23 protein-coding genes and 1 pseudogene are annotated in these 26,918 nt (G+C 44.7%); 17 read left to right on the plus strand and 7 right to left on the minus strand.

The genetic code is table 11. The features are described from left to right. Positions 1–160: 160 nt before the first annotated feature. The 3 genes from RIG27_RS13895 to RIG27_RS13905 all read left to right on the plus strand — a co-directional run bounded on the left by RIG27_RS13895 (position 161) and on the right by RIG27_RS13905 (position 2,127). A complete protein-coding gene (locus RIG27_RS13895) occupies positions 161–397 on the plus strand; it encodes a CDGSH iron-sulfur domain-containing protein (protein WP_446346001.1) in 237 nt (78 codons plus the stop codon). 63 nt (positions 398–460) lie between these two features. Continuing rightward, a complete protein-coding gene (locus RIG27_RS13900) occupies positions 461–1,159 on the plus strand; it encodes a pirin family protein (RefSeq protein WP_446346003.1) in 699 nt (232 codons plus the stop codon). A 68-nt stretch (positions 1,160–1,227) separates the two neighbouring features. Then, positions 1,228–2,127 (plus strand): putative capsular polysaccharide synthesis family protein, encoded by a 900-nt coding sequence (locus RIG27_RS13905; protein WP_446346005.1) that lies wholly within the window; start codon positions 1,228–1,230, stop codon positions 2,125–2,127. A gap of 383 nt (positions 2,128–2,510) precedes the next feature. Here RIG27_RS13905 and RIG27_RS13910 read toward each other — a convergent pair whose 3' ends face one another. Further along, positions 2,511–3,137 (minus strand): phosphoribosylanthranilate isomerase, encoded by a 627-nt coding sequence (locus RIG27_RS13910; RefSeq protein ID WP_446346041.1) that lies wholly within the window; start codon positions 3,135–3,137, stop codon positions 2,511–2,513. Between the two features lie 124 nt (positions 3,138–3,261). Between RIG27_RS13910 and psaK the strand changes: the two genes are divergently transcribed. Both psaK and RIG27_RS13920 read left to right on the plus strand, forming a co-directional pair. After that, positions 3,262–3,540, plus strand: a complete 279-nt coding sequence (psaK, locus tag RIG27_RS13915) for a photosystem I reaction center subunit PsaK (RefSeq protein WP_446346007.1) — start codon at positions 3,262–3,264, stop codon at positions 3,538–3,540. A 146-nt stretch (positions 3,541–3,686) separates the two neighbouring features. Next, entirely contained in the window at positions 3,687–4,886 is a 1,200-nt protein-coding gene (locus tag RIG27_RS13920) for a site-2 protease family protein (RefSeq protein WP_446346043.1), read from the plus strand. A 475-nt stretch (positions 4,887–5,361) separates the two neighbouring features. Here RIG27_RS13920 and RIG27_RS13925 read toward each other — a convergent pair whose 3' ends face one another. Both RIG27_RS13925 and RIG27_RS13930 read right to left on the minus strand, forming a co-directional pair. Beyond that, positions 5,362–6,069 carry an N-acetylmannosamine-6-phosphate 2-epimerase gene (locus RIG27_RS13925; RefSeq protein ID WP_446346009.1) on the minus strand — a complete coding sequence of 236 codons (708 nt, stop codon included), beginning with the start codon at positions 6,067–6,069 and terminating at the stop codon, positions 5,362–5,364. 28 nt (positions 6,070–6,097) lie between these two features. After that, positions 6,098–6,220: pseudogene (locus RIG27_RS13930) on the minus strand (PEP-CTERM sorting domain-containing protein); the annotation flags it as partial. On the opposite strand from RIG27_RS13930, the gene RIG27_RS13935 reads away from it, so the two are divergent. The 9 genes from RIG27_RS13935 to ruvA all read left to right on the plus strand — a co-directional run bounded on the left by RIG27_RS13935 (position 6,213) and on the right by ruvA (position 20,787). Beyond that, entirely contained in the window at positions 6,213–6,485 is a 273-nt protein-coding gene (locus RIG27_RS13935; RefSeq protein ID WP_446346011.1) for a hypothetical protein, read from the plus strand. The pseudogene RIG27_RS13930 and the gene RIG27_RS13935 sit on opposite strands and share 8 nt — an antisense overlap. A 30-nt stretch (positions 6,486–6,515) precedes the next feature. Beyond that, entirely contained in the window at positions 6,516–11,813 is a 5,298-nt protein-coding gene (locus RIG27_RS13940) for a PAS domain S-box protein (protein ID WP_446346013.1), read from the plus strand. A 72-nt stretch (positions 11,814–11,885) separates the two neighbouring features. Further along, on the plus strand, positions 11,886–15,671 hold the full coding sequence (bchH, locus tag RIG27_RS13945) for a magnesium chelatase subunit H (protein WP_446346015.1): 3,786 nt from the start codon (positions 11,886–11,888) through the stop codon (positions 15,669–15,671). Positions 15,672–16,019: 348 nt separating this feature from the next. After that, the gene (locus RIG27_RS13950; RefSeq protein ID WP_446346017.1) at positions 16,020–16,334 is read left to right on the plus strand and encodes a nucleotidyltransferase family protein; all 315 of its coding nucleotides are present in this window, start codon (positions 16,020–16,022) and stop codon (positions 16,332–16,334) included. After that, on the plus strand, positions 16,321–16,680 hold the full coding sequence (locus RIG27_RS13955; protein ID WP_446346019.1) for a HepT-like ribonuclease domain-containing protein: 360 nt from the start codon (positions 16,321–16,323) through the stop codon (positions 16,678–16,680). The genes RIG27_RS13950 and RIG27_RS13955 overlap by 14 nt, the downstream gene beginning before the upstream one ends. A gap of 60 nt (positions 16,681–16,740) precedes the next feature. Continuing rightward, positions 16,741–17,187, plus strand: a complete 447-nt coding sequence (locus RIG27_RS13960; RefSeq protein ID WP_446346021.1) for a hypothetical protein — start codon at positions 16,741–16,743, stop codon at positions 17,185–17,187. Next, a complete protein-coding gene (locus RIG27_RS13965) occupies positions 17,184–19,079 on the plus strand; it encodes a KGGVGR-motif variant AAA ATPase (protein WP_446346023.1) in 1,896 nt (631 codons plus the stop codon). Before RIG27_RS13960 ends, RIG27_RS13965 begins: the two co-directional genes overlap by 4 nt. A 210-nt stretch (positions 19,080–19,289) precedes the next feature. Then, positions 19,290–20,042, plus strand: a complete 753-nt coding sequence (locus RIG27_RS13970) for a sucrose-phosphate phosphatase (protein WP_446346025.1) — start codon at positions 19,290–19,292, stop codon at positions 20,040–20,042. A 112-nt stretch (positions 20,043–20,154) separates the two neighbouring features. After that, positions 20,155–20,787, plus strand: a complete 633-nt coding sequence (gene ruvA / locus RIG27_RS13975) for a Holliday junction branch migration protein RuvA (protein ID WP_446346026.1) — start codon at positions 20,155–20,157, stop codon at positions 20,785–20,787. Here ruvA and RIG27_RS13980 read toward each other — a convergent pair. The 3 genes from RIG27_RS13980 to RIG27_RS13990 all read right to left on the minus strand — a co-directional run bounded on the left by RIG27_RS13980 (position 20,781) and on the right by RIG27_RS13990 (position 23,143). Beyond that, on the minus strand, positions 20,781–21,923 hold the full coding sequence (locus RIG27_RS13980; protein WP_446346028.1) for a hypothetical protein: 1,143 nt from the start codon (positions 21,921–21,923) through the stop codon (positions 20,781–20,783). The two genes, ruvA and RIG27_RS13980, sit on opposite strands and share 7 nt — an antisense overlap. 225 nt (positions 21,924–22,148) lie before the next feature. Next, a complete protein-coding gene (locus tag RIG27_RS13985) occupies positions 22,149–22,628 on the minus strand; it encodes a hypothetical protein (RefSeq protein WP_446346030.1) in 480 nt (159 codons plus the stop codon). A 62-nt stretch (positions 22,629–22,690) separates the two neighbouring features. Further along, on the minus strand, positions 22,691–23,143 hold the full coding sequence (locus tag RIG27_RS13990) for a CHAT domain-containing protein (protein WP_446346032.1): 453 nt from the start codon (positions 23,141–23,143) through the stop codon (positions 22,691–22,693). 569 nt (positions 23,144–23,712) lie between these two features. Here RIG27_RS13990 and RIG27_RS13995 point away from each other — a divergent pair. Both RIG27_RS13995 and RIG27_RS14000 read left to right on the plus strand, forming a co-directional pair. Beyond that, positions 23,713–24,225 carry a tetratricopeptide repeat protein gene (locus RIG27_RS13995; RefSeq protein ID WP_446346034.1) on the plus strand — a complete coding sequence of 171 codons (513 nt, stop codon included), beginning with the start codon at positions 23,713–23,715 and terminating at the stop codon, positions 24,223–24,225. A gap of 392 nt (positions 24,226–24,617) precedes the next feature. Then, positions 24,618–24,782, plus strand: coding sequence for a DUF433 domain-containing protein (locus tag RIG27_RS14000; RefSeq protein WP_446346036.1), 165 nt, complete (start codon positions 24,618–24,620; stop codon positions 24,780–24,782). Here the strand turns inward: RIG27_RS14000 and cysE are convergent. Further along, on the minus strand, positions 24,753–25,583 hold the full coding sequence (cysE, locus tag RIG27_RS14005; RefSeq protein WP_446346038.1) for a serine O-acetyltransferase: 831 nt from the start codon (positions 25,581–25,583) through the stop codon (positions 24,753–24,755). The genes RIG27_RS14000 and cysE overlap by 30 nt on opposite strands. Before the next feature lie 654 nt (positions 25,584–26,237). On the opposite strand from cysE, the gene RIG27_RS14010 reads away from it, so the two are divergent. Further along, complete coding sequence (locus tag RIG27_RS14010) at positions 26,238–26,633, plus strand: hypothetical protein (RefSeq protein WP_446346039.1); 396 nt, start codon at positions 26,238–26,240, stop codon at positions 26,631–26,633. Positions 26,634–26,918 lie beyond the last annotated feature (285 nt).

A 26,918-nucleotide genomic window follows, 5' to 3' on the forward strand; every position in this document is an offset into this window, starting at 1 on the left:
GAATACGCCCAAAATCCTTGCTTAGCAAGGATTTTGGGCGTTATTTCGAGTTAACTTAGACTGTGGAGGCATAAAATCACGGTATAACTGAATTTGGAGCCGTTTTAACTAACAGTTTGGCATAGTAAGTCCGGAAGAGCCATTGTTTGAGGAAATAGTGATGAGCCATCCCAATATTGCCGATAAAAAGCCTGCGGTTTTAGAACTCGATCCGGGAACGTATTATTGGTGTCGTTGCGGTCATTCTCAAAAACAACCTTTTTGTGATGGAGCCCATCAAGACACCGATTTTGCGCCATTATCTATGGAGATAAAAGAGAAACAACGAGTGGCTTTGTGTAATTGTAAATATACCAATAATCCTCCCTATTGTGATGGAACTCATAGCAAACTTTAAACTCTGTGTATACTTAATCCAGATGAGCTGAGGGTTATAGCAACAACAAAGGACAAATGACAAATGATTAAGATTCGCAAATCTCAAGAACGAGGACATGCTAATCATGGTTGGTTAGATACCTATCATACCTTTTCCTTTGCTAACTATTATGATGCAAATGCGATGGGATTTCGTACCCTGCGGGTGATTAATCAGGATCGGGTTAATCCGGGAGCAGGATTTGGTACTCACGGACATCGGGACATGGAAATTATTACTTATGTTTTAGATGGAGCGCTAGAACATAAAGATAGTATGGGGAATGGTTCTGTGATTTATCCCGGTGATGTACAACGGATGAGTGCGGGAACAGGGATTCGTCATAGTGAATTTAATCATTCACAAACTGAACCCGTTCACTTATTACAGATTTGGATTTTGCCCGATAAAAATGGACATCATCCTAGCTATGAACAGCATAACTTTGGCATCGCCAAGAATCCCGGACAGTTCCATTTAATTGCTTCAGGGGATGGTAGAGAAAACTCCCTGACGATTCATCAAGATGTAAACTTATATGCAGCCGTCTTGACAAAGCGCGATCGCATCACTCATTCTTTCCCACCTCAACGCTATGGCTGGCTACAGGTAGCGCGAGGTACGATTACGGTGAACGGGTTAGCCTTAGAGTCAGGAGACGGTGCAGCTTTGAGTGAGGAAACAGATGTGGCAATAGCGGCGACAACCGATGCTGAAATTTTACTCTTCGATATCAGTTAAAATTAATCTAAGAGTTGCAAAGTTCACTAGATATCCCAAATAATAAAAGCACGCGAGCTAAAATTAAGATGGCACTTAAACCTTTAATCCAGTCTTCACTCAGGCAAGACTATCGCATTACACATCCTTATCATCGTCTGCGTTTATGGCTAGAAGGTCTGCGTAGCAAAGATAAGATTGTAATTTATCAAATGAGTAAGGTTGGCTCAACTACAATCTGGAAAAGTCTTGAGTCTTTAAATCTTGATATTCCCATTTATCATGTTCATACCCTAAGACATGAGCAGATCAGTAGAGCTATAGAAAGGGACAAAGCCAATTTTCCCAAACTACGCTTCATGTATCCTGAAACCATTCACTCAGAATACTTGCGAAGTCAACTGGATCAAAAGAATATAATGCATCCTTGGAGTGTGATCACTCTGGTCAGAGATCCGGTTGCGAAAATATTATCGAGTTTTTTTCAGAACCTAGAAAGAGAATTTCTATTAGGACTTGATTATCGAAAAAAAATAAAAGTAGAAGGCGACACAAAAGTTTTGCCAGAAGTCATTGAAAGATTTTACCAAGAAAAGGTTGACAATTCCAGACGTAAACACCCATTTGAGTGGTTCAATTTTGAGTTGAAAGACAATTTGGATTTTGACATATTTGCTGCACCTTCCATAGCCGGGAGTAATTACTATATTTACAACACTAAGCTTGCCAGAATCCTTTTGTTAAAGTTGGAATCTCTAAATGATTCATACCAGAGTGCCTTTCAAGAGTTCTTGGGACTCCAAAACGCTAATCTTGTTCAGGCTAATGTAGGTCTACAGAAGCGATATAAGAGTCTATACAAAAGCTTTCTGAGGAATGTTGATTTGCCTGTTGATTATCTTGATGAAATCTATCAAACAGAATTGGTTAGGCACTTCTACTCAGAATCAGAGATTGAGCAATTTTATCAACGATGGACAAGATCTTAGGTTGAATGCCACTGACTTAAAGATGGTGGGCAATGCCCACCCTACTAGGCTGGCAAGCTTAAAGTTGTGGGTAAAATTTTTCTGGATCGCTACTCTCATAAGGGTTCCTTGAAAATACTTGACCACTGTTTTAAGCTTGCCAAGCTACTACGATAGATAAAGGGTTTTGGCGCTCCCCAAATGCTTATTTCAGTGCTATTCATCTTAGGTTGAATGGCACTGACTTAAAGCTGGGTTTGTAGTAGGCACTTTAGTGCCAGAAGCGCTAAAGCGCTGACTACAAACTCTAAAGTCAGTGACATTCGACTTAAGGCTGGTGGGTAATGCCCACCAGCATACCATCTGAATGCAAGCGTCATCCATCAAATTAGGGGATTATGCCACTACAGGGCTATCTGTTGGAATAGTAAAGCCACTTTATCCAAATCTTTATCTCCCGGCGATCGCTCAACGCCACTTGATAGATCAATCCCATCGGGGTGCAATCGTTTCAACGCTTCGCCAATATTCTCTGGGGTTAAGCCGCCAGCCAGAAACCACGGTAAAGGGGGATTAAATTCAGCCAGCTTCTGCCAGTCAAGTGTCTTACCCGTACCCCCTAGCATCTGGGGATGATAAGCATCAAGTAACAAGGTATCGACACAACTGATATAGCGATCAGTTAACTGTAAATCTTCCGGCGTTTTCACCCTCAACGCTTTGATCAATTCAATCTCAGGCAGAAATTGCCGCAATTGGGTGCAAAATTCGGGGAATTCATTTCCATGAAGTTGAATGCCGTTCAATCTGGCTTGGGCAACCGTGGCGCAGATTTCTTCAACGGAAGCGTTGGCAAATACGCCGATAGTATCCACCGATATCGTCAATGAGTCTACGATCAATTTGATTTGATTGGGGGTGACGTACCGGGGGGAAGCGGGTACACATACGAATCCCAGGGCGGTTGCACCCTTTTGCGCGATCGCTTGTCCTTGTTCTGGTTTGGTAATGCCACAAATTTTAACCCGCATCGATAGCCCCATTCTGGTTTTTTGGTCAAAATGTAAAATATTACAACATTTTATGAATTTTATCCCGATAATTCTTTATTATTTTTTCACTTGTATCGGTTTATCAAGATCAGGAGAATATACAATGCTTAACACAACCTTACTCGCGGCGGTGCAATCGTCTGTACCCTCAACCCCTAGCTGGACTCCCACTGTGGGGCTAGTGATGATTATCTGCAACTTGGTGGTACTGGTTGTCGGTTACTACGCGATTCAAAATCCGGGTGTGGGACCGGATTTACCCCTGCCCAAACCCGCTATTTTCAAGCGTTTCGGTGTGACCGAACTGTTGGCAACGGCTAGCTTAGGACACCTGGTTGGCGCTGGTGTGATCTTGGGACTGAGTAGCGCCGGGGCACTCTAAGTCGGGATTTCGAGATCCCTTCTTCCTTTGTCAGATCCCCAACTTCTTAAAGAAGCTGGGGATCGAAAAGGTGATATTGTAGAATACGAATACTGAACAGTCAAGTACCCCTAGTCCAGGTAAACGTCACAGGAAGTAAAACCTTGATACAGTCAAATTGGCGAATTGGCTCATTATTCGGAATACCTTTCTTTATTGACCCGTCGTGGTTTTTTATCTTAGCCTTGGTAACCTTGCTCAAGGCGGGGAATTTTGATCCGAGTTTTCAGTCAATTTCCGCCTGGAGTCTGGGGTTGGTGATGGCGCTATTATTGTTTGCTTCGGTGTTATTGCATGAACTAGGGCATAGTTTAGTGGCCCGATCGCAGGGAATTAAAGTCAATTCGATTACTCTGTTTATCTTTGGCGGCGTGGCGGCGATTGACCGTGAATCTCAGACTCCCGGTGATGCGTTCCAAGTCGCGATCGCAGGTCCTGGGGTTAGCCTCTGTCTGTTTGGTCTATTCTATGGGTTAACTCAGGTACTGCCTACGGAAAATTTGGGATATCTGGTGGCGGCGGATCTGGCAAGAATTAATCTTGTATTAACCCTGTTTAATTTAATCCCCGGATTACCCCTCGATGGTGGACAAGTTCTCAAAGCGGCAATCTGGAAGCTGACAGGGAATCGCTTGCAAGGGGTGCGTTGGGCAGCACAGGCGGGTAAACTGATTGGCTTTTTAGCGATCGCGGTATCCGTAGGACTGGCGTTGTTAACTGGAGTATGGACAGTCCTGTGGTTGGCGTTGATCGGCTCTTTTGTATATCGCAATGCCAATGCTTATGATCGCCTGACCATCTTACAAGAAGCCTTACTCCAGCTTCAAGCTTCCGACGCCATGACCCGCGATTTTCGAGTCCTGGATGCCACCATGAGCTTACGGTCTTTTGCGGAGGAGTACATTCTGGCAGATATTCAGACGAATAAGCCGTATTATGCCGCGTCCGAGGGACGTTATCGCGGTTTAGTTAAGATTCAAGATTTACAAACAATCGAACGCAGTCGCTGGGACATGGAGTCCCTGGAGAGTCTGGTTCACCCGTTATCGGACATTGCCACAGTTGAGGAGAAAACTCCGTTAATAGACGTAATTAATACTCTGGAAACCTGTCAGCTAAAGCATCTGACCGTACTTTCTCCCGCAGGCGCGATCGCGGGTGTTATTGACCGAGGGGATATTGTCCGGGCGGTGGCAGGGCGTCTCAATTTACCGATTTCCCAGGAACAAATCCAGCAGATTAAGGCAGAGGGGAGTTATCCATCCTGGTTAAAGTTGTCTGCGATCGCTAAAGTTACAACGTCATAGAAGGCAGAAGGCGGGGGTATCTTCTAAATAAATATCAATCAAATGACGCGAAGCCTACACTATACCCAGAGGGTATAGTGTAGGTAGTTCACAACTGTTCTAACTCTTCTTTAAACAAAACATCGAGAAAAATTGCAGAACCTGTAAGGTAGGCAATTAAAATCAAGAGTGTCAGCATAACCATCACCTCCACTAGGAAATACGTCCACTTGGCTAGAGGTTATGCACATTAGTTGCAATTCTTTACAATCTTGGTCAACGCCCGGTTTAGCGATCGCAAGTCTATATGCCAATCGCCACCACCCTTCGCTGAACCTGGGACTGTTCCGCACCTGACCCCTGAATACCCCTAGTCACGGACTACCGCTCTGTTTACATTTTGTCACCTTTGCGATCGCATGGGCAATAGAGATACCCGAAAAAAACCCTTTATTTTACCGTAAATCCGATCAAATAGGAAATGCAAATGAATTATTCATAATTCATAACCATCCCTCATCGCCTTTTGATAAGCTTGAACCTGCCCATCAATCCCCGTAATCGCTGTTCCCACCACCACAGCATCAGCGCCTAACTGTAAGGCTTGTTGTGCCATCTGGGGCGAGGCAATGCCCCCTTCACAGATCGTTGGCACGTCTAACTGTTTGACGATTTGGGACAAGAGTTCAAACCCCGGTGGCTGAAGATGTTGGGTTGAGGCGGTGTAACCATAAAGGGTGGTTCCCACAAAATCAGCCCCAGCGTTCACGGCGGCGATAGCATTTTCAATCGTATCGATATCCGCCATAACGGGTTTCCCGAGTTCCTCGTGAATTCGGGGAATTAATTCAGAGAGGGTTTCCCCGCCAGGGCGTTGTCGTAACGTAGCATCAAGAGCAATAATATCAGCCCCGGCTGACGCGATCGCATCAGCCTGATGGAACTGAGGCGTAATGTAAACCTCAGATCCAGGTATTTGTTGTTTCCACAACCCAATAATCGGCGTTGTCGGACATTGCTTCCGCACTGCTTGAATATGGGCTGGGGTATCAATTCGCACCCCAACCGCGCCTTGATTCACAGAAGCTTGCGCCATCGCCGCAATCACGAATGGATCATGGAGAGGCGAGTCAACAGGGGCTTGACAAGACACAATTAAACCGTGACGTAAGGCTGAAATAAAGTTATGAGAATTGGCTGTCATCCCGCTTTTCTTTTCTTCATTAGAGAACTAAATAACTGGGTGGGGACAAAAAACTCGCAAAAAATGGACTAACATAGTTTCCCTCTGATGTTACATATCCAAAACCATCACCTGTCAACTGAGGAGTATTTAAACGAATTAAATTGTCAACTTCGTCCTTTGTCATTCGTCCTTTGTCATTCGTCCTTTGTCATTCGTCCTTTGTCATTCGTCCTTTGTCAGGGTTTGAGGACTATTTGCAAAACTTAATACAGTACCGTTTTCTTTTGTCCGACTACTTAGTCCGCGATGCAAGTGTTTATCGCGCTAAAGCGCTGACTACGAACAATTATCAAAATTGTATGCTGAAAAGGGAGAGGATAGTACACCTCTATCCCAAAACGGTCACGTCTGCGACCCCTGATTCGATTTTATAATCCCTTATCGCTAATCAGTTTAGCATCCCTATGGCATCCGCTCCTCATCTCCCTAACCAACCTCAACCTTGGTGCTTCCACTCTCCCCAACTTGACGATATCCTCGATCGCACTCCAGTTACGGTGACGCTGGATACGCCTGTGGTTGAGGTTTTGGCGCGAATGAGTCAGGTGCAGGGATGTTCCTGTTCCCAGGATGGAGAAAAGACGCCGGAACCCCCGGAGAATCCCTTACTGTCTCCCTCCACTAGCTGTGTCTTAGTCACCCAGGGAACTCAGCTTGTGGGTATCTTTACTGAACGGGATGTGGTGCGCTTAACGGCACAAGGGCGCAATTTGGCGGGGGTGAGTATTCGTCAGGTGATGAGTCCCCCAGATTATCGCCTCAAGTCGAGCGAGTTTCGAGATGTTTTTAGCATTCTGGGTATTCTTAAACAATATCAGATTCGTCATCTGCCTGTGGTGGATGATCAGGAACAATTACTGGGTTTAATTACCCTCTCCAGCCTGCGTTCAGTGATTGAACCCTCTCATCTGCTGAAACTACGAACCGTGGATGAGGTGATGAATAGGACGGTGATTCAAGCAACTGTCGATACCTCAGTTCTCAAACTCGCACAGTTAATGGCACGACATCGGGTCAGTTGTGTGGTTATTTGTCAAGGGATTGAGGGGGAAACTCAACAAAAACCTGTGGGAATTGTCACCGAACGGGATATTGTTCAGTTTCAGGTATTGGGTGTCAATCTGAGTGGATTAAAAGCAGATGATGTGATGAGTCAACCCCTATTTTGCCTACATTCTACGGATAATCTTTGGCAGGCTCATCAGGAAATGCAGCGTCGTTATGTGCGCCGATTAGTCGTCACGGGTGAGGGGGGGAAATTATTGGGAATTGTCACCCAAACTCGATTACTGCAAGTCCTTGATCCGATGGAAATGTATGGCGTAATTGACCAACTCCAGCAAGTCATCGGTCAGTTAGAAGCGGAAAAAATTGAGTTATTAGAAAGTCGCAATACTCAACTGGAAGAATTAGTCCAATCCCGCACCCACCAATTACAAAAACAGGCGGAACGGGAACATATTTTACGCTCCATCGCCCAACGGATTCGCTGCTTCCTGAAACTCCCCGATATTTTCCAAGCCACCGTTCAGGAAGTGCGCCAACTCCTTCATTGCGATCGCGTCTTGGTTTATCAGTTTGCCGAGAATTGGAGTGGGGAGATTGTGGCAGAATCGGTGGGTGATTTTCCCTCAGTTATCGGCTCACAAATTCGTGATTCGTATTTCCAAGACACTAAAGGCGCTGACTATCTGAACGGGCGGCGTCAGGTGGCGCATAATATTTATCATCAAGGGTTAACGCCTTGCCATTTAGAATTACTCGAACAGTTTCAAGTTAAAGCTATTCTCACTGTACCCATTATTATTAACGAACAACTCTGGGGCTTATTAGTTGCCCATCATTGTGCCGCCCCCCGCCAATGGGAACCCCAGGAATTAGACTTATTAGAACAACTCAGTGTGCAAATCGCGATCGCGATTCAACAAGCGAATGCCTTTTCCCAATTACAAACGGAACTGGCAGAACGGCAGAAGGCAGAACAATTGGCAAAGGCGACTCAAGAACGACTGCATTATTTACTCTCCGCGAGTCCCACTGCCATTTACAGTCGCCAGTTTATTCCGCCCTATCAAACCACGTTTATTAGTGATAATATTACCGCCTTAATTGGCTATACGCCAGCGGAAATCCTGGAACAACCGGATTTTTGGTTAAATCACATTCATCCCCAAGACTTACCCACCGTTCTCACCGGCTTTGCTCAACTGTTTCAGCAAGGCTATTCGATTCAAGAATATCGATTTAAGCAGAAAGATGGGGAGTATATTTGGCTACAAGATGATTGGAAGCTGATTCGCAATGACCAAGGAATTCCCCAAGAAATTATCGGCGCGTGGCTGGATATTTCCCATCGAGTTCAGGCGCAGGAACAAGCCAAAACCAGTGAGAAACTATTAGAGTTATTCTATGAATCTGCCCCCGTGGGTTTATGTATTACTGATGAACAATGGCGACTGGTGCGGGTGAATCCCGCCTTCTGTCAACTGTTTGCTTATCCCCGTGATTATTTATTAGGACGATCCTTAACCGAATTCCTTGACCCCCATCATTGCGGTGAATGGCAGGTGCGGCGTCATGATGGTAAATTTATTGATATTCAGGTTACCACTGGACCGATCATGGAGCAAGGGGAACGTAGTTTGCGGGTAACCACGGTTACCGATATTACCGAACGCAAAAAAGCAGAACAAGCGATTCAATCCATGGCGGGACAATTGTCTACGGTGATTGATACCGTGGGCGAAGGAATTACCCTAAGTAATAGTCAGGGAAAATTCCGTATCTTTAATCATCAAATGCAGCAAATTACGGGCTATACCCGCCAAGAAGCAAATCGTTGTGATAATTTCATGGCGAAACTGTATCCTGATCCGCTTCTCTATCAACAGGTGAAGCAATGGCAAAAAAGTCCCAGTAAGAAGCGCAAACTGAGAACGCTGGAAACGACATTTTGCGATCAAAATGGGGTTCAGAAAACCCTGCTCGTCTCCCATTCCATTATTCACCAAGACAACCAACTCTTCTTTTTAAGCGCCTATCGAGATATTAGCGATCGCAAACAGGCGGAAGAATCCCTGAAACACTTAAATGAAGCCCTAGAAAAGCGAGTACAGGAACGAACCACGGCGTTAGAACAGACAGTGGAACACCTGCACCGAGAAATTAAGGAACGCCAGGAAACGGAATTAGCTCTGCAAGATTCCCATCGCAAGATTAATAATATATTAGAAAGTATTACTGAAGGCTTTTTTTCCCTGGATCAAGATTGGCAGTTTACCCACTTTAACTCCCTCTTAGCCCCCTTAATTAATCGTCCTGTCTCTGATATGATTGGTCGATGTATCTGGGATGAATTTCCCGATGCCATTGGCACCCAATTTGAAACCATCTATCGCCAAGCGGCCAGAGAACAAAAGCCGATGGCATTTGAGGAGTTGTATGCGCGGAACAATACCTGGTATGAAGTGCGAGTCTATCCCTCGGAAGAAGGGTTATCCGTCTATTTTCGGGATATTAGCGATCGCAAAAAAGCAGAATTGGCGCTGCAAGAGAGTCAGCGATTTATCCAACGAATTGCGGATACGAATCCGAATGTGCTATATATTTATGATATTGTCGAACACCGTAATATCTATATTAACCGTTCCGTTGCCCAAGTGCTGGGTTATACCCCAGAAGAGATTCAGCAGATGGAATCCAAACTGTTTGAATCGCTAATGCATCCCGATGATTTAGCCCACATCTTACGCCAACATCAATGCTTTAATACCGCCAAAGATGGTGATATTATTGAATGTGAGTATCGGATGCGCCATGCGGATGGTCAATGGCGTTGGTTATATAGTTGGGATACCATTTTTACGCGCACATCTGAGGGGAAACCGAAACAACTTCTCGGTACAGCGTCAGATATTACGTCACGCAAACAGGTAGAGGAAACCCTGCGTCAACAGGTGGAACGAGAACGATTAATCAGTGCGATGTCTCGACGCATTCGTCAATCCCTAGACTTGGAGACAATTCTGACAACAACGGTTGAAGAAGTCCAACAATTACTAATGGCTGACCGAGTATTAGTGTATCAGCTTTTTGAGGATAATCGGGGACGGGCAATTGCGGAAGGGGTAGCCTCAGGATTTCCCCAGTTATTGAATATTATCTTTCCAGCAGAAGCCTTTCCCCGCAGCTGTTATCAGAATTATGTTCAGGGACAAGTGTATGCTTTAGCCGATCGCGATCGCGAAGAGGTTCTACCCTGTATGGTAGACTTCATGGAGGAATACGCAATCCGGGCAAAACTGGTTGTCCCGATTGTACAGAAAGATATCCTCTGGGGATTACTCATCGTCCATCAATGTTCCCATCCGCGAGAATGGCAAACCTGGGAAATTGAGTTACTGGTATCCCTAGCCACCCAACTCGCGATCGCGATTAAACAGTCTCAATTATACGAGCAATTGCGCCACAATAATGATATCTTAGCCACAACCAATGCGGAACTCGCCCACGCTACCCGGTTAAAAGATGAGTTTCTGGCAAATATGAGTCATGAATTGCGAACGCCACTGAATGCGATTCTGGGGTTATCGGAAAGCTTACAAGAAGAAGTCTATGGGAAGATTACCGAAAAGCAGCGCAAGTCTCTCGCCACAATTGAAAAAAGTGGTAGACATTTACTGGAGTTAATTAACGATATTCTCGATTTAGCCAAGATTGAATCGGGGAAGTTGGAGTTAAACCTGACACCCGTTACTATACCCCAACTGTGTGATGCGAGTTTATCCTTGATTAAACCGCTAGCCTTAGAGAAAAACATTACGTTGACAAGTAATATAGCAGAAGGATTAGGGACGATTCTGGGCGATGAACGACGCTTACAGCAAGTCTTAATTAACTTATTAAGTAACGCCGTGAAGTTTACCCCAGAGGGGGGACAGGTGACGGTGGCAATTTATAAAGATACGGAATGTAGAGACGTAGCATGCTACGTCTCTACTTCCCCAAATCAGATGCTTTATATCAGTGTCAGTGATACGGGAATTGGCATTGCTAAAGAACATCTGGAGAAACTCTTTCAATCCTTCGTCCAAATTGATAGCAGTTTATCCCGGCGTCATCAGGGAACAGGGTTAGGATTAGCGTTAGTGCGGCGAATTGTGGAATTACATGGGGGATGGGTAACCGTAGACAGTGAACTCGAAAAAGGAAGTTGCTTTACCGTGAGAGTACCTTGGCGTTCTCATCCCGTGAATCATCCTATTAATTGCCTAGAAGAAAAGGCGACGTTAGGGTCTAGTGTATCAGACATTGAAGACCCAAGTTTACCGCGAACAACTCCCTTAATTTTATTGGCTGAAGACAACGAAGCCAACACCCAAACCTTATCCGATTACTTACAGGGAATCGGCTATAAAATGATCATGGCAAAAGATGGCAAAGAAGCCGTACAACTCAGCCAACGGCGCAAGCCTGATTTAATTTTAATGGACATTCAGATGCCAGAACTCGATGGGTTAAGCGCCACCCAACAGATTCGCGCCAACCCCCGCACCTCCACCATTCCAATTATTGCGATAACGGCGCTAGCCATGTCAGGCGATCGCGAAAAATGTTTAGCCGCAGGCGTATCCTATTATATGACTAAACCTGTGAACTTGAAGAAGCTAGCAACGATTATCAATGCCTTACTGAATGGATAGGTCAATATAAACGATTTATCTCCGAGACCCATTAAGATCAATTGTATGCAGAAATCGTTCGGGCTGGGGACTATGAAACGCATCGTCTTAATCGCTGGGTTTGAATCGTTCAACGCCGACTTGTATCGCCAAGCGGCTGATTGGGCGACAAAACGCTGTCCAGACTTGGATATCCGCGTATTTAGCGACCAATCCTTGACCACAGAACCGGATATCGTCGCCGCCTCCCTCCAAGAGGCTGATATCTTCTTCGCCAGTCTACTGTTTGATTATGACCACGTTCTCTGGCTGCGGGAGAGAACCCAACACATCTCAATTCGCCTCGTCTTTGAATCCGCTCTAGAATTAATGAGTCTGACTCAGCTAGGGGCGTTTAAACTTGGCGATAAGCCCAAAGGAATGCCCAAGCCGATTAAGTTTATTCTGGATAAATTTAGCAATGGACGAGAAGAAGATAAACTTGCGGGTTACATTAGCTTTCTGAAGACGGGTCCCAAGCTGCTGAAATATATTCCAGCGAAAAAAGTTCAGGATTTACGCAACTGGCTGATTATCTACGGGTATTGGAATGCTGGTGGTTCCGAAAACGTTGCTTCAATGTTTTGGGTACTCGCTGAAAAATACTTAGGATTACAAGTGGGAGACATTCCACCGCCAGTCGAAACTCCAAACATGGGTTTATTACATCCCGATTATGACGGATATTTTACCTCGCCACAGCATTATCAGGAGTGGTATCGGCAAAAGCACAATAATGTTTCCTCCCCCTCTAACACCCCCCTTATTAAGCAGGGCTGGGGGGGATCTCTTCCCATTGTCGGGATTCTCCTATATCGCAAACACGTTGTCTCTAAACAACCGTATATTCCCCAATTAATTCGCCACTTTGAGAATGCTGGATTAATCCCCGTCCCTATCTTTATTAATGGTGTGGAAGGACATGTGGCGGTGCGCGATTGGCTGACCTCGGCGGATGAAACTGCCCGACGAAAACTGGGTACAATTGACACATTATCCTTATCCAAAGATGCTGTTGAAGTTGACGCGATTGTTTCTACAATTGGCTTTCCATTAGTCGGAGGACCCGCTGGTTCGATGGAGGCGGGGCGTCAAGTTGAGGTGGCAAAACGCATCCTCACGGCAAAAAATGTTCCCTATATTGTCGCCGCACCGTTACTGATTCAGGATATTCACTCTTGGACGCGACAAGGAATTGGTGGCTTGCAATCTGTCGTATTATATGCATTACCAGAATTAGATGGGGCAATTGACACGGTTCCTCTGGGGGGATTGGTGGGAGAGGATATTTATCTAATTCCCGAACGGGTGAAACGGTTAACTGGGCGTCTGAAGCGTTGGATTGAACTGAGACAGACACCCGCTTCAGAACGGAAAATTGCCATCATTCTCTATGGTTTCCCGCCCGGATATGGGGCGACAGGAACAGCAGCTTTACTCAATGTACCGCGATCGCTCCTGAAAGTCCTCCACGCCCTCAAGCAGCAAGGCTATACCGTTGGCGAGTTACCGGAGGATGGCGAAGAACTTATCCGCCAGGTTAAAGAAGCCGATGAAGCAATTAGCCATGAGGATTCACCGACAAACTCAGTCAACGTTAAAACCCTCGAAAAATGGCTCGGCTATCTGTTCACCACTCGCATCGAAAAGCAGTGGAAATCCCTCACCGGAACCGGAATTAAAACTTACGGGGATGAATTCCAAATTGGCGGAATTCAATTAGGAAATATTTGGATAGGCGTGCAACCCCCCTTAGGTATTTCAGGTGATCCGATGCGGTTAATGTTTGAACGGGATATGACCCCTCATCCTCAATATGCCGCATTTTATAAATGGCTACACCATGAGTTTCAACCTCATGCAGTGGTTCACTTTGGTATGCATGGCACCGTGGAATGGTTACCCGGTTCTCCTTTAGGGAATACGGGGTATTCCTGGTCAGATATTTTGCTGGGAGATATTCCCAATCTCTATATTTATGCTGCCAATAATCCCTCGGAATCCATTTTAGCCAAACGGCGCGGCTATGGTGTCCTGATTTCCCATAATGTACCCCCGTATGGGCGGGCAGGATTGTATAAAGAATTAGTCGCGCTGCGAGATTTAATTGCTGAGTACCGAGAAGACCCAGATAAAAATTATGCCCTGAAACCTGACATTTGTCAGAAAATTGTGGATAGTGGCTTAGATACTGATTGTCCCTTTGATGAGGCTAAAAAATTAGGGATTCCGTTCACACCCGAAAATGTGCGCTTGTTCAGTGCTGAGGCATTTAATCATTATCTGGTTAAGTTGTATGAATACCTGCAAGTGGTCGAACAACGCTTATTTTCCTCCGGATTACATACCTTAGGCGAAGCGCCGAACTCAGAAGCATTGGCGAGTTATTTAAATGCTTATTTTGGCGACAATGGCGCAGCGGATTTAGTCAAGGAGGTAATAGATAAACTTGGAAATGTTAAAACAACTCAATTAGCGGCGGCATCTCTAGTTAAGGATAAAAAAGGCGAATCAGATTCCCTTACCACTGAAATAGAATCCATTGCCCACTTATTACAGCAAAACACCGATGAACTAACCAATCTATTACGGGGATTAAATGGAGAATACATTCCCCCAGCTCCCGGCGGCGACTTATTACGAGATGGTACTGGTGTATTACCCACCGGACGAAATATTCATGCTTTAGACCCCTATCGGATGCCTTCACCGGGAGCCTATCAGCGAGGACGAGAAATTGCCCAAAAAATTATCGCCCAACACCTTCAAGAACAGGGAGACTATCCGGAAACCGTGGCGGTGATGTTATGGGGATTAGATGCGATTAAAACCAAAGGGGAATCCTTGGGAATTCTACTCGAATTAGTGGGTGCAGAACCGATTAAAGAAGGAACGGGGCGAATTGTCCGTTATGAGTTAAAACCCTTAGCAGAATTGGGACATCCCCGGATTGATGTATTGGCAAATCTATCGGGAATTTTCCGAGATAGTTTTGTGAATATTATTGAATTACTGGATGATTTATTTAAACGGGCTGCGGAGGCTGAGGAACCGGAAGACCAGAATTTTATTCGGAAACACGCTTTAGCGTTACAAGCCCAAGGAATCAAGAATAATTCTGCCCGATTATTTTCTAACCCCGCTGGCGATTTTGGTTCCTTAGTTAATGACCAAGTGACGGATGGAAACTGGGAATCGGGAGAGGAATTAGGTAAAACCTGGGAAAGTCGCAATGCGTTTAGTTATGGGCGTCAAGATAAAGGACAAGCGCGTCCGGAAGTTCTGACTCAGCTATTAAAAACAACCAGCCAGGTGGTTCAGGAAATTGACTCTGTGGAATACGGTTTAACCGATATTCAGGAATATTATGCCAATACGGGGGGATTGAAAAAAGCGGCTGAGAAACAACGGGGAAAGAAAGTGAGTGCCAGTTTTGTAGAAAGCTTTTCTAAAGATACAACCCCGCGCAAATTAGATGACTTACTGCGGTTAGAATATCGCACCAAGTTACTGAATCCCAAATGGGCAGAAGCAATGGCAAGTCAGGGTTCAGGTGGTGCTTATGAAATCTCCCAACGGATGACGGCGTTAATTGGTTGGGGGGGAACCGCAGATTTTACCGATGATTGGGTGTATGAGCAAGCAGCAGATACCTATGCCTTAGATGCAGAAATGGCAGAGAGGTTAAGAAAAGCAAATCCTGAGGCATTTCGGAATATTGTCGCCCGGATGTTAGAGGCAAGTGGGCGAGGGTTTTGGCAACCCAGTGAGGAGAAGTTACAGAAGTTGCAGGCGTTGTATGAGTTGGCTGATGAAGAATTAGAAGGGGTGACGGTTTAAAGATTAGTTTAGGAATGGGTTAACGTACTCATGGGAGGGAGTATGTCACCTTTATAGTGGCGTGGCACACCTTATTTGATGAATTAGATTCGGTTTGTAGTAGGGAACCTTAGTCCCTAGATTCCGTTGGGTTTCCTTGCGTCAACCCAACCTACAACCTTAATGGTTAAATCTATGCCACCATTTTAGCCAGTAGGGTGCGTTAGCAAAGCGTAACGCACCATTGTCCAATGATTTTGCAGCAGTATTACTCAAAAATTTTGCTGATTTTCGGGTTTACTGTTCAAGGTTTAATATGGGAATATAACGTTAATAAAATATAAGCGTCAAGCCCTTACTACAAACAAGATGACGACGATTAGCCCAAAGGTTGAGGTATCTAGGAAAGAGATTGCTGCATTTTGCCAGCGCTGGCAAATTACTGAGTTTGCCCTATTTGGTTCTATCTTACGAGATGATTTTCGCCCCGATAGTGATGTGGATGTACTGGTCAGTTTTGCGCCGGAGGCTAAGTGGAGTCTGTGGGACATCATTAAAATGAAAGAAGAACTGAAAACGATGTTTAGGCGGGAGGTTGATTTAGTCCAAAAGGATTGTTTGCGTAATCCATTCCGGCGTTATGAAATACTTAGCACAAAACAGGTAATCTATGCTGCCAAATAATCGAGATGCTGGCTATCTTTGGGATATGTTACAGGCTGCACGTCGTCTTCAAGAATTTACGGCTGGTTTATCCTATGAAACTTATTTAGAGAGTATTTTGCTTCAGAGTGCAGTTGAGCGACAGTTAGAAATTCTAGGTGAAGCGGCAAGGCGAATGTCAGAAGATTTCCGTCAAGAGCATCCAGAAATTCCCTGGAGTGCTATTATCGGGCAACGGAATGTCATTGCTCATCAATATGATGATATTGAACTAGAACAGCTTTGGTCTGTAGTGACTTCAGATATTCCCACGCTGATTACTCAATTAGAACCTCTGATACCACCCTTGCCACCGGAAATAGAATAATCCTAAAATAGTTCTTATTCGCTAGGAAAATACGGCTCAATCATATCGGAGGACTATTACTTGCCCGATACTTATGATAGACGTTGCCAGCTTGGTGCTTCTCGGCGTCGGTTTGAAGATGCTCAAGTGTTACATGACCAAGGGCGTTGGACAGGTTCTATTTATTTGGGGGGCTATGCCATTGAATGCTCTCTCAAATCTCTTATTTATGACAGGGAAGGAAAAACTAACTTTAAAGATACTCGTGTATTTAAACAGGGACTATCTGGTTCACAATTACATAGTCTGAGCAAGTTACTGGAAAGTGTACCTGCATTACAACGTGCGATAGAATTAGACCGCACTAATCGTTATCGAGATGCCTGGAATACAGTTTCAGACATTTGGCGTAACGATTCATTACGCTATTCAGATAAAATGGGAGATGAGCAGGAGAGTCAACGCTTTATCAAAGCTATTAAAGTATTGCATCGGTTTATTTTAGATCAACAAGGGGAGACGTCATGACCCATTCAACTCAATTTTCTCAACAGATTGAAGACCATATTATTAATTCTTTAAAATCTGAAGATACTGAGGCACAGGTAAAAATAAAGCTAACTTCACTAGGATGGTTGAAACTTAGGGTTATTACTCATTTGTTTACAAACCAGCCCTTAGAATGGCGCGAACAAAAAATTGATTCTTTTTTAGAGACTATTAATACTAATTTGGGTCAATACCCCATTGCTAGCTATGAGTTGTTAACTCCCCAAGAAGCAACAGAAAAACCTTCAGATACTATCCAATTACCACTTTGGTCAGACCTCTTAATGGCTCCAGAATCTGACCAACCGATTCAGATTGATGAAGATAGTCCTAAGCGTCCTTTGATTGTTACTTTTTACTCATTCAAGGGAGGTGTAGGACGTTCTACTGCTCTGGGCTTAGTCGCCAGTATATTGGCAAGGCGTAATCGTCGAGTTGTTATGGTCGATTTTGACCTAGAAGCCCCAGGAATTTCGATTATGTTTCGCTCAGATACGGAAACGTTCAATGGAGAAACCTACGGGGTAATGGATTACTTGCACCAACGCTATTTGACTCCTGATCAGAATATTCCCCAGATTGAGAGTTGTATCTATCCCATCAATTTACCCACTCGTGGTGAACTATTTTTAATACCAGTGGGAGAGTATAATGAAAATTATATTCATCGGTTAGCTGATCTGGATCGACACACTCTAGAAAAGTTCTATCAAGGTGAAACCAATCCAGTTAATCAGCTTATGGAAGATATCAAAAAGCAGATAAATCCAGATGTGATTTTGATTGATGCACGTCCTGGATTTAATGATACCAGCGCGATCGCACTTTTTGATCTCGCTGATACGGGTATCCTGTGCTTTTCACCCACAGACCAGAGTTTTGAAGGATTACGCTGGGTTGTAAAAGGGGTGCGGAAACACCGTGACTATGAAGGAAAACCTGATCTTCGCTTTCTGCTTACGCCTATGCCTCTAGTTGCACCAGAACAGCGTCAAACTTGGATCACTAGGGTGGAAGATTGGATTGAGGAAAATTGGGGTTTACCGAGTGAAACGACTGTGGGAGAACTTTACTATGAAATTCCCTATAATCCCAGCATTACAACTTTATCCAGTTTAATTGATATTCCTGGAAGTTTACTAAATGATTATTTGCAAATTGCTGATGCTATTGATGCAAGTCTACCTGATATCAAGCCTGAACTAGAAAAAGATGGAACTTCAGCAAAACGTGAATCTATTTTAAATGAATTAAGCTTCGATGCAGCAACTGCCCAAGAAATAGAAGCAGATAATATACCCAATATATTTCACCGCACTGAAGATTTTCCCAGATTTTTAAGCAACAAAAACTGGTTAATTCGGGGGGCGAAGGGGACTGGAAAAAGCTTGCTGTTTCGTCTGTTTGTCGAACAATCACAAAAAGCTAAAGAATTAGCCCATTCTGAGGTTAATTTAAGTAATGTAAAGTTTTTGTCCGCCCATGGTCAACCGAGATTACCTGGACCAATCCTAGAAAGTAATGATTTAGCGAGTTATGAGCAACAAGTGGGTGAGAATAGTTGGTCAATTTTTTGGCTAAATTATGCCCTGTTGCAACTGTATTATGCTATACCTGAATTACGTTCACTCCTTGAATTAGATCAACAGTTAGTTGAATTAGTTGATCAAGACAACCCTGCCCATTCTCCAATCGTTGAGTGGTTAGTCCATCGCACTCAATCTCCACAAGCTGGGTCGCAAGCGGCTGATGACTTACGGGCGATTGACCGTTGGTTGCAAGATAATAAAGAGGTCGTATGGCTACTTTACGGGCTCTTCCGTACCTGTTATGCTAAATTGCATCAGAATACGCCCAAAATCCTTGCTTAGCAATGATTTTGGGCGTTATTTCGAGTTAACTTAGACTGTGGAGGCATAAAATCACGGTATAACTGAATTTGGAGCCGTTTTAACTAACAGTTTGGCATAGTAAGTCCGGAAGAGCCCAACGTTTAAAATTATTGATCCAAAAGCCCTTGGCTAATCCCACGCTGATGCGAAATAATGCAGGTGCAAACTCTAATCATCAGCGAGATTGTGATGACTGCATTTTTATTCATAACCGACTTAGATAACACTCTAGTTGGCGATGACGATGCCCTCAAGGAACTCAATCAGCAGTTAGAGCAGCATCGCCAAGACTATGGTACTAAGATAGTCTATGCTACCGGGCGATCGCGTGACCTCTACCGGAAACTAACCACCGAAAAGCCCCTACTGTCACCGGATGCCCTGATTACTTCAGTCGGTACCGAAATTTACTTTAATCCGGAGGAAGAAATCTTTGATCCAGAATGGGCGGACATCCTGTCAGAGGGGTGGAACCGGGAAGAGGTTGTCGCCACGGCTGGTCATTATTCTGACCTTGTGCTGCAACCTGAGACAGAACAGCGCCCTTTTAAAGTCAGTTATGTGGTAAGTGAAGAAATTTCCTCAGAAGTTTTGCCCCGTCTGGAATTTTCTCTAAAACAAAAAGGGTTAGATGTCAAGCTAATCTATAGTGGGGGTCAAGACTTAGATATTTTACCTTGTCAAGGGGATAAAGGTTTAGCGGTACAATTCCTGCGGCAAACATGGGACATGGACGCGACAAAAACCGTTGTCTGTGGTGATTCTGGTAATGATATCGCCCTGTTTAGTGCTGGGGAAGAACGGGGTATTCTGGTGGGAAATGCTAAACCTGAACTGCGTCAATGGTATGAGGAGAACAAAAAAGATTACCATTATTTTGCTCAGGCACATTATGCAGATGGTATATTAGAAGGTCTGCATCATTTGGGGTTTCTGGCTTAGGAATTGGGGATAGGAGAAGAAGGAACAGGGAAGATCGCCAACAGTGTAGAGACGCGCCATGGCGCGTCTCTACTAATGTAACGGTCAGTCTAAATTTGGATACTTATAATTAATGATTAGTTATCTCAAAGGAACAGTCACGACGATTCAGAAAGGGAATGGGAATCGAGTTACTCTGATTCTAGAGGTGAACCAAATTGGGTATGAGGTGCAAATTACTCGACAGCTATCCCAAGAGGTTCAGATCGGATCAGAACAAGTAGTACAAGTCTTCACTCACCTGCAAATCCGGGAAGATCAACAAATCCTCTATGGCTTCGCGTCAGCCGCAGAACGGGATTTATTTCGCCAGTTGGTGAGTGTGAGTGGGATTGGCGCCCAATTAGCGATCGCACTTATCGATACTCTGGGATTGCAAAATCTGGTTCAGGCGATTGTCACTGGGAATACTCGCACCTTAGCCAAAACACCGGGAGTGGGTAGCAAAACCGCTGAACGCATCGCCTTGGAACTAAAAACCAAGTTATCCGAATGGCGGAAATTCGCGGGTGTGGAAACCCCAGCCAGTGCAACGGGACCCTCCCCCGCTATTTTAGAAGATGTGGAAATGACCCTATTAGCCCTAGGGTATGAAACCGCCGAAATTACCCAGGCGCTGAATGCGATTAGTCAGGATGGACTGCTGGCGAAAAACCCCAACGCCGAGGAATGGATTCGACGCGCGATCGCATGGTTGAGTCAGTAAAGGTTACGATATTTTGGACTGAGAAAACCAATATTTGCTTCCATTTGTTCCCGGTAAAAGCTAATCTCTTGCTCAAATTCTGTGAAGAATTGCGGTGGTATCTGTCCGGTTTGCTGTTGAATTTGTCGGAGACATTCTTGATAATTCTTTAAATTGACGCCAACGGTTTTAGATTGGTCTTGCAGAAAAGAGAGCTTTTTATAATAGTCCAGAGAGTCTTGGGGTAGCTTTTTCAGGGATTGACTATCCCATTTTTGTTGATTGTAGTCCTCGGTGAGTCGTTCGATAGCTTCGTACTGTTGACCGAGTATCTTTTTTAAGATAATGCTTTGAGAATGGAAAAAGTGAATTTTATGATAACTGAGTAGCATATCTTGGCAGATGCGATACACTTTATCGGCTTGCTGCTCAATGGTTGGGTCTTGATAGAGGAAAACACAGCTTAGATGGATAGATTCGATAGTATAGGTATTAAATTTTTGGATAGTAACGGGTTTGGCGTAAATACAAAATGGGCTGTTTAAAAATTCCTCGACTCTGAGATTGTTTGGGTCAATGGGTGTGCCATAGTAGTGACTGAGACAATTAGCGGCGATTTGGGGAATATCGCTAGGGGAATAGTAGGAATTGGGTAAAATTCCGCCCAGGATGACGGTTTGTCCGAGTTCCAGAGGTAAGTTGGCAATATGTTCACCTAGATTCGCAAAAATGGGTAAGGCTTGTTCTTGGTGAATCGAGGGAACGTAGCTGGTGAAGCGCAGCAGGTAAGTGTCATTGAGGCGACGTGCAACTAGGCGACTGTGAATAATTCCTGTCTCTAAATACAGTCGGTCATTATTGGGTTTTTGGCATTCTGGCGGAACAGTAGTGAAATCGAGGACGTTTCCAGAGGGGGCTAATTCTTGTTCAATGGGGATGAGTTGAACAAAATCTGATGCCCGTTTATTGGTGCTGCTGGTGAGGTGGGTGGAGAGGTTTTGCAGGTTTTCCTGGAAGAATTTCCGCCGCTTGTCTGTGGTTTCTGGAGGTTCGTTGAGGCTATTTCGCAGCACGTAATGATAGAGGTGCAGCGTGGGGGATAAAAGTTTAATTGTGGTACTGGTTTGGGTGGGATTCATGGTTAAACTTCTTGCCATCAGACTTAAGGTCTGGGATTATATAAATGGAGTCTGCTGATACAATTTATGAATAATTCATAGGACTTCCGAAAAAGCTCTATCTGTAGGGTGTGTTAGCGTAGCGTAACGCACCGTAACCAATATATATGGTGTGGCTGCGTAAGTCCTGATTCAGATAGTTTAACCCCGCACAGGTGGGTTGGCTTTGGGTAACTGTGATTTCTAATTGTCCAGTATCGGATGTCAGTTGGCAGCATTTTGATTTCCTGGTTTACCTTGACCTTGTACCGGGGGATTATTGCCCTGATTGCGTTGGTTTAACTGTTGAGTTGCCCAGTTTTGCAAATATTGACAGATATCACGCGCTTCGTTTATCAGTATTCTATTGGTTTCAGTCGGTGCATCAGCTTCTTCACCGGGGTCTCCTGTTTTTTTGACGAGTTTATCGATACCATCTGTATCCAGACCATCATAGATTTCTCCTAGCCATTCATCGAGCGCCTCGTTTCCCGGTTGCTGGCAAAATTCGGTGATGTGATTTGCCATCGCTGCTGGGTTCTGGTAGTCTTCAGAGGGTAGTTGTCGTAAGTAGAGACGAATATCACCAGGCATTTGACTACCCAGTGTCTTTTCGAGTTCAACCGCAGGCTGATTCAAAATTTGCTTGAATGCTTCACAAATAAAAATATCACTATCTTTAATCACACTATCGCTGCTACTCATGATTTAACATCCCGTTAGGATAAATGCTGCCCAGTAATAGGGATTTTCAAAGGGAGTCCCGCTTAAACGCTTGAGTGTTCGCTGTTTGCCGATAACATCAGATAGGAGTCGAGGGGATTCTGGAAATTGTATTCGGCATGACCAGAGAAATGGAAGCAATGGGTATCAGTAGCCGAGTGTAAAATTTCAGCTTTTGAGGCTTGTTTTCCGGGGAAAATTTTTCGGTGACTAAATTGTCGGCGCTGGCTGATACTTGCCATTTCCGCTTTGGCAAAGATTAAGTCTTTGTCTTGGGTGGGATTTTCTATGCCCATTAAGGAATGACGAGAACGTTGGCGGTTTTGGCATATTTTCCAGGTTTGTAGGTTGGGAAAATAACTGACGGCAAAGCGCTCAATTAGTCGCTGGTGGTCATTTAACCACAAAGCATGAAGGGGGAAAAGGTGTAAGTATTTATGAGGGACAATGATTAAGTGCTGAATCTGAGCGGGAATGTGGGGGAGTAAGGTTGACAAATTGAGGGAATCGGAAATTTGATTAATTTGCTCAGAGAGGGTTTGGATGGTTGCGTTAATGTCTTCTTTTTCCTTTGATGGTGTTTTCGCCGTAATGTTGGATACCCAAGTTTGAGCGAGTTTGTCGATGAATTTGGGGTTAAGTTTGACAGGAATAGATTCAGGAGAGTTAGCTTCAGGTATAATTAATAGGGTTAGGAGCTTGTTGGCAGTGAAGAAGAATTCCAGGATGGCTGTATTGGATGGGAGTACAGACTGAATTTGTCCGAAATATAGAGGGGATACTTTTGTCTTGGCAATAAATTCAGGTTCGATAACAGCGACTTGAGTATAGAGGGTTTCTAAGGCTTCTTTTGCTTCTTGCCACTGATACCAACCTTTAACGATGATGGATTGGGGTTTACAGGTAGCACAGCGGGCATTTTCAGTATCTTCAGCCTGCTAGAACTTATCTAGCGTTAGGCTAATTATAGCTTTGGCAAAGGTGTTAATCATAGACTTGGACAACTGAGCCTTGCATTTCACCGTTTTCCAAACGCCTGGGAAAATCACGCAGGAGTTAACCAACTATGAGCGAATACGAAACTTGGTTTAATCAAGGTGTGACACTCCAAGATGAGAAAAACTATACAGAGGCACTCACCTGCTTCCAAAAGGCGATTGATATTAAACCTGACTTTATCCCCGCCTGGGTGTACAAAGGAATCTGCCTAGAGCAATTGAAACGGTACGAAGCCGCGATTGACTGTTACAACAAAGCGATTCAAATTAATCCTGATGTTGCTGACCTTTGGTACAACAAAGGCACAACCTACTGTACAATGAAGCGCTACAACGACGCGCTATCCTGCTTTGAGCGAGTTCTAGACATCGAACCTGATAATGCAATGGCTCAGACAAGCCGTTCACTCATCCTCGCCACTCCAGAGATTTTTAAAATAAACCCATTACGCTCTAATCCTAATGATGAAAATACGGATGAAAGTAGTGAGGAGGTTGAGATTCCCATAGAGGGAGAAATTGGTAGCCAAATCAGCAAATTTTTATGGCAAAGTAGTGAGAACGAGTTGATGGGAGAATGAGTCGGCTAAGTCGGGGCTGCTGAATAAGTCTTGTGGTGAGGAGCGGGAATAGGCAATGGGCTAATAATGGAATGTCCTAACGTATGCCTGTAGTGCTATATCATGTCATTGGAGAGCGAAGCGTGAAGCGCAGCTATAGCGAGGAACGAGCTTTAGAATCTGGACAGATGCTTCGTTTCGTTCCTCCGCTTCGCTCCGGACTCCACTCAGCATGACAAATTCTACCTTAGACTGCAACAGGACTTACACAGCTAAAATTGTGGAATAGATTTGACGTTTAACCCTTCGACTTCGCTCAGGGTTAAAAGCGCACAACCTGCGCCCCTACAATGCTTTCGCCATTATTGACATTAAGGTTTAAATGCCGAACAGCTTATTAGGCGAGATAAAAAATGAAGAATTGGCAAGAACAAATTGAGATAAATCCCAAGGTTTGTCATGGAAAACCTTGTATTAAAGGAACTCGCATTGACGAAAATCTTAGTATTACCCATGCGGAGTTTCTCCGGAATAAAGGTTACGATTGCTTAGACAACAGTTGTTCTTTTGGACTCTAAGGATTCCAATTGCTGTTCGAGTTCGGTAATGCGATCGCGTAACGCCCGTAGCGCGGCGGCTTGTGTATCGGGAAGTTGTCCATGTTCTAACGGATCAATGCGTTTGCCAGACTGACGTACAATTCGCCCTGGTACTCCCACCACGGTGCAATCGGTGGGGACATCTCCCAACACCACTGAACCCGCCCCAATGCGAACATGATCGCCAATGTGGATATTCCCTAATACCTTGGCACCTGCACTCACTACCACATTCTTCCCTAATGTGGGATGGCGTTTCCCAGTTTCTTTACCGGTTCCGCCCAGGGTTGCGCCTTGGTAAATTAAACAGTAATCACCCACAATCGCGGTTTCGCCAATCACCACGCCCATGCCGTGATCAATAAACACGCCCTTACCCATCACCGCCCCTGGATGAATTTCGATTCCGGTGAAGAATCGCGCCAGTTGAGACAGGAACCGGGGAAGGAATGGTACTCGCTGACGATGCAGCCAATGGGCGAGGCGATGGCTAATCAGCGCCTGTAAGCCGGGATAGCAAACGAATACCTCCAACCGATTCCGGGCGGCTGGATCACGTTCAAAGATAATCTGAAAGTCGGTTAATAGGGTTCGCCAGCCTTGCTTGATCACCTGAAACGGTGTTCTGACTCTAGGGATTTTATCAATGTCGCCTCGTTCTAATTGCCTATCATCTATAGGTTGTTGACAATGGGTGATCCAATTGTGCCTTCTGCCTTCTGCAACTGGGGTAGCAAGCTGCGATCGCGTTGTTGAGTAATTACTGGTGGACTGTAGCATTGCATATCGCCCCTGAAGCGAAGTTAATCTTTTTTCGCTTATACCAGATGTCTGATGGCTAGGTTGCACATTAGCTACAGATTAGACTGGATGCGCCTATTAATGATGTACTCAACGCTCAAGGTTCTGATTTTATCGGCATTTCCCCGTGTTGGGGGGATAAAGGTTCTCGTATTTTTTATCCCGGATGGCAAGATTTTCGGGTCGAGGTTCTAGTATTTGTGTACTCAGAACCTGACGATAACCTCACTGTTCACGGTATGTGGAAAACCTCTCTCCAAACCTCTCTCCTGCAAGGAGAGAGGCTTTCAATTCTTCACCCATGGAACCAAAAGCGAAGCAACATCTGGCTTCCCCCTTTTTAAGGGGGACGGAAGGGGGATCTAATAGGGGAACGGAAGGGGGCTGGGGAGTTAGGTTTGATCTCGATGTTTCTAGATGACGTGAAAAGTCAGGACTAAACCCGCCCCAACGATCAGTTGACACGTCTGTAGGGGCGGGTTTCACTACTATCGTTTGAAATGGTGCGTTACGCTACCCTACCCTACCCTACCCTACCATTCGGGAACGCTTCGCGAACGCTAACGCACCCTACACCCGCCCGGAAAAAGAGGATATAAAAGAGTGGAAACAACATAGAGGAAATAGTGTAAGATGAGGACGTTTTTGATATATGCGTTAAGTCTTTCAGCATCACTTTTTTCAGTACAGAAAGCCTGGGGATTACCATTACCCCACATTAACCAAAATCAGTCCTATCGGGCTTTAAGACAAGAACTCATCGATATGGGATGGCAACCTGCCACGTTTGAGCTGGAAAATGAATTTGGAGCAGTCAGGAACCATATACACCAAGTAGAAGGATGGCACGAGCTAGAAGACTGCTCTGGAACGGGTCTGGGTTTTTGTAAGTTTATCTTTCAAGACGAGCAGGGTAATCAACTGAGCATTACCACGGTTAACAACGATCCTGTTTTTCCAGCTTCAGAACGTTACCGCATTTATGGCTGGGATTATACGCCAGTCAAGCACAAACGCCATTTATGGTAGGGGCACGGCATTGCCGTGCCCCTACAGGTAGCGCCTGTGCCGTCAATTTGCTTAAGTCCTATTCCTTTGTCCTTTGTCGCAGAATGCTGGTAAGCTGTTCGGCATTTAAACCTTAATATCAACAATGGCGAAATCCTTGTAGTGCGAGCATCTTGCTCGCTACCCATTCCCAATCTTGCTCGCTACCCATTCCCAATCTTGCTCGCTACCCATTCCCAATCTTGCTCGCTACCCATTCCCAATCTTGCTCGCTACCCATTCCCAATCTTGCTCGCTACCCATTCC

The sequence above is a fragment of the Coleofasciculus sp. F4-SAH-05 genome (genome assembly GCF_040222985.1).
GTDB lineage: Bacteria > Cyanobacteriota > Cyanobacteriia > Cyanobacteriales > Coleofasciculaceae > Coleofasciculus > Coleofasciculus chthonoplastes.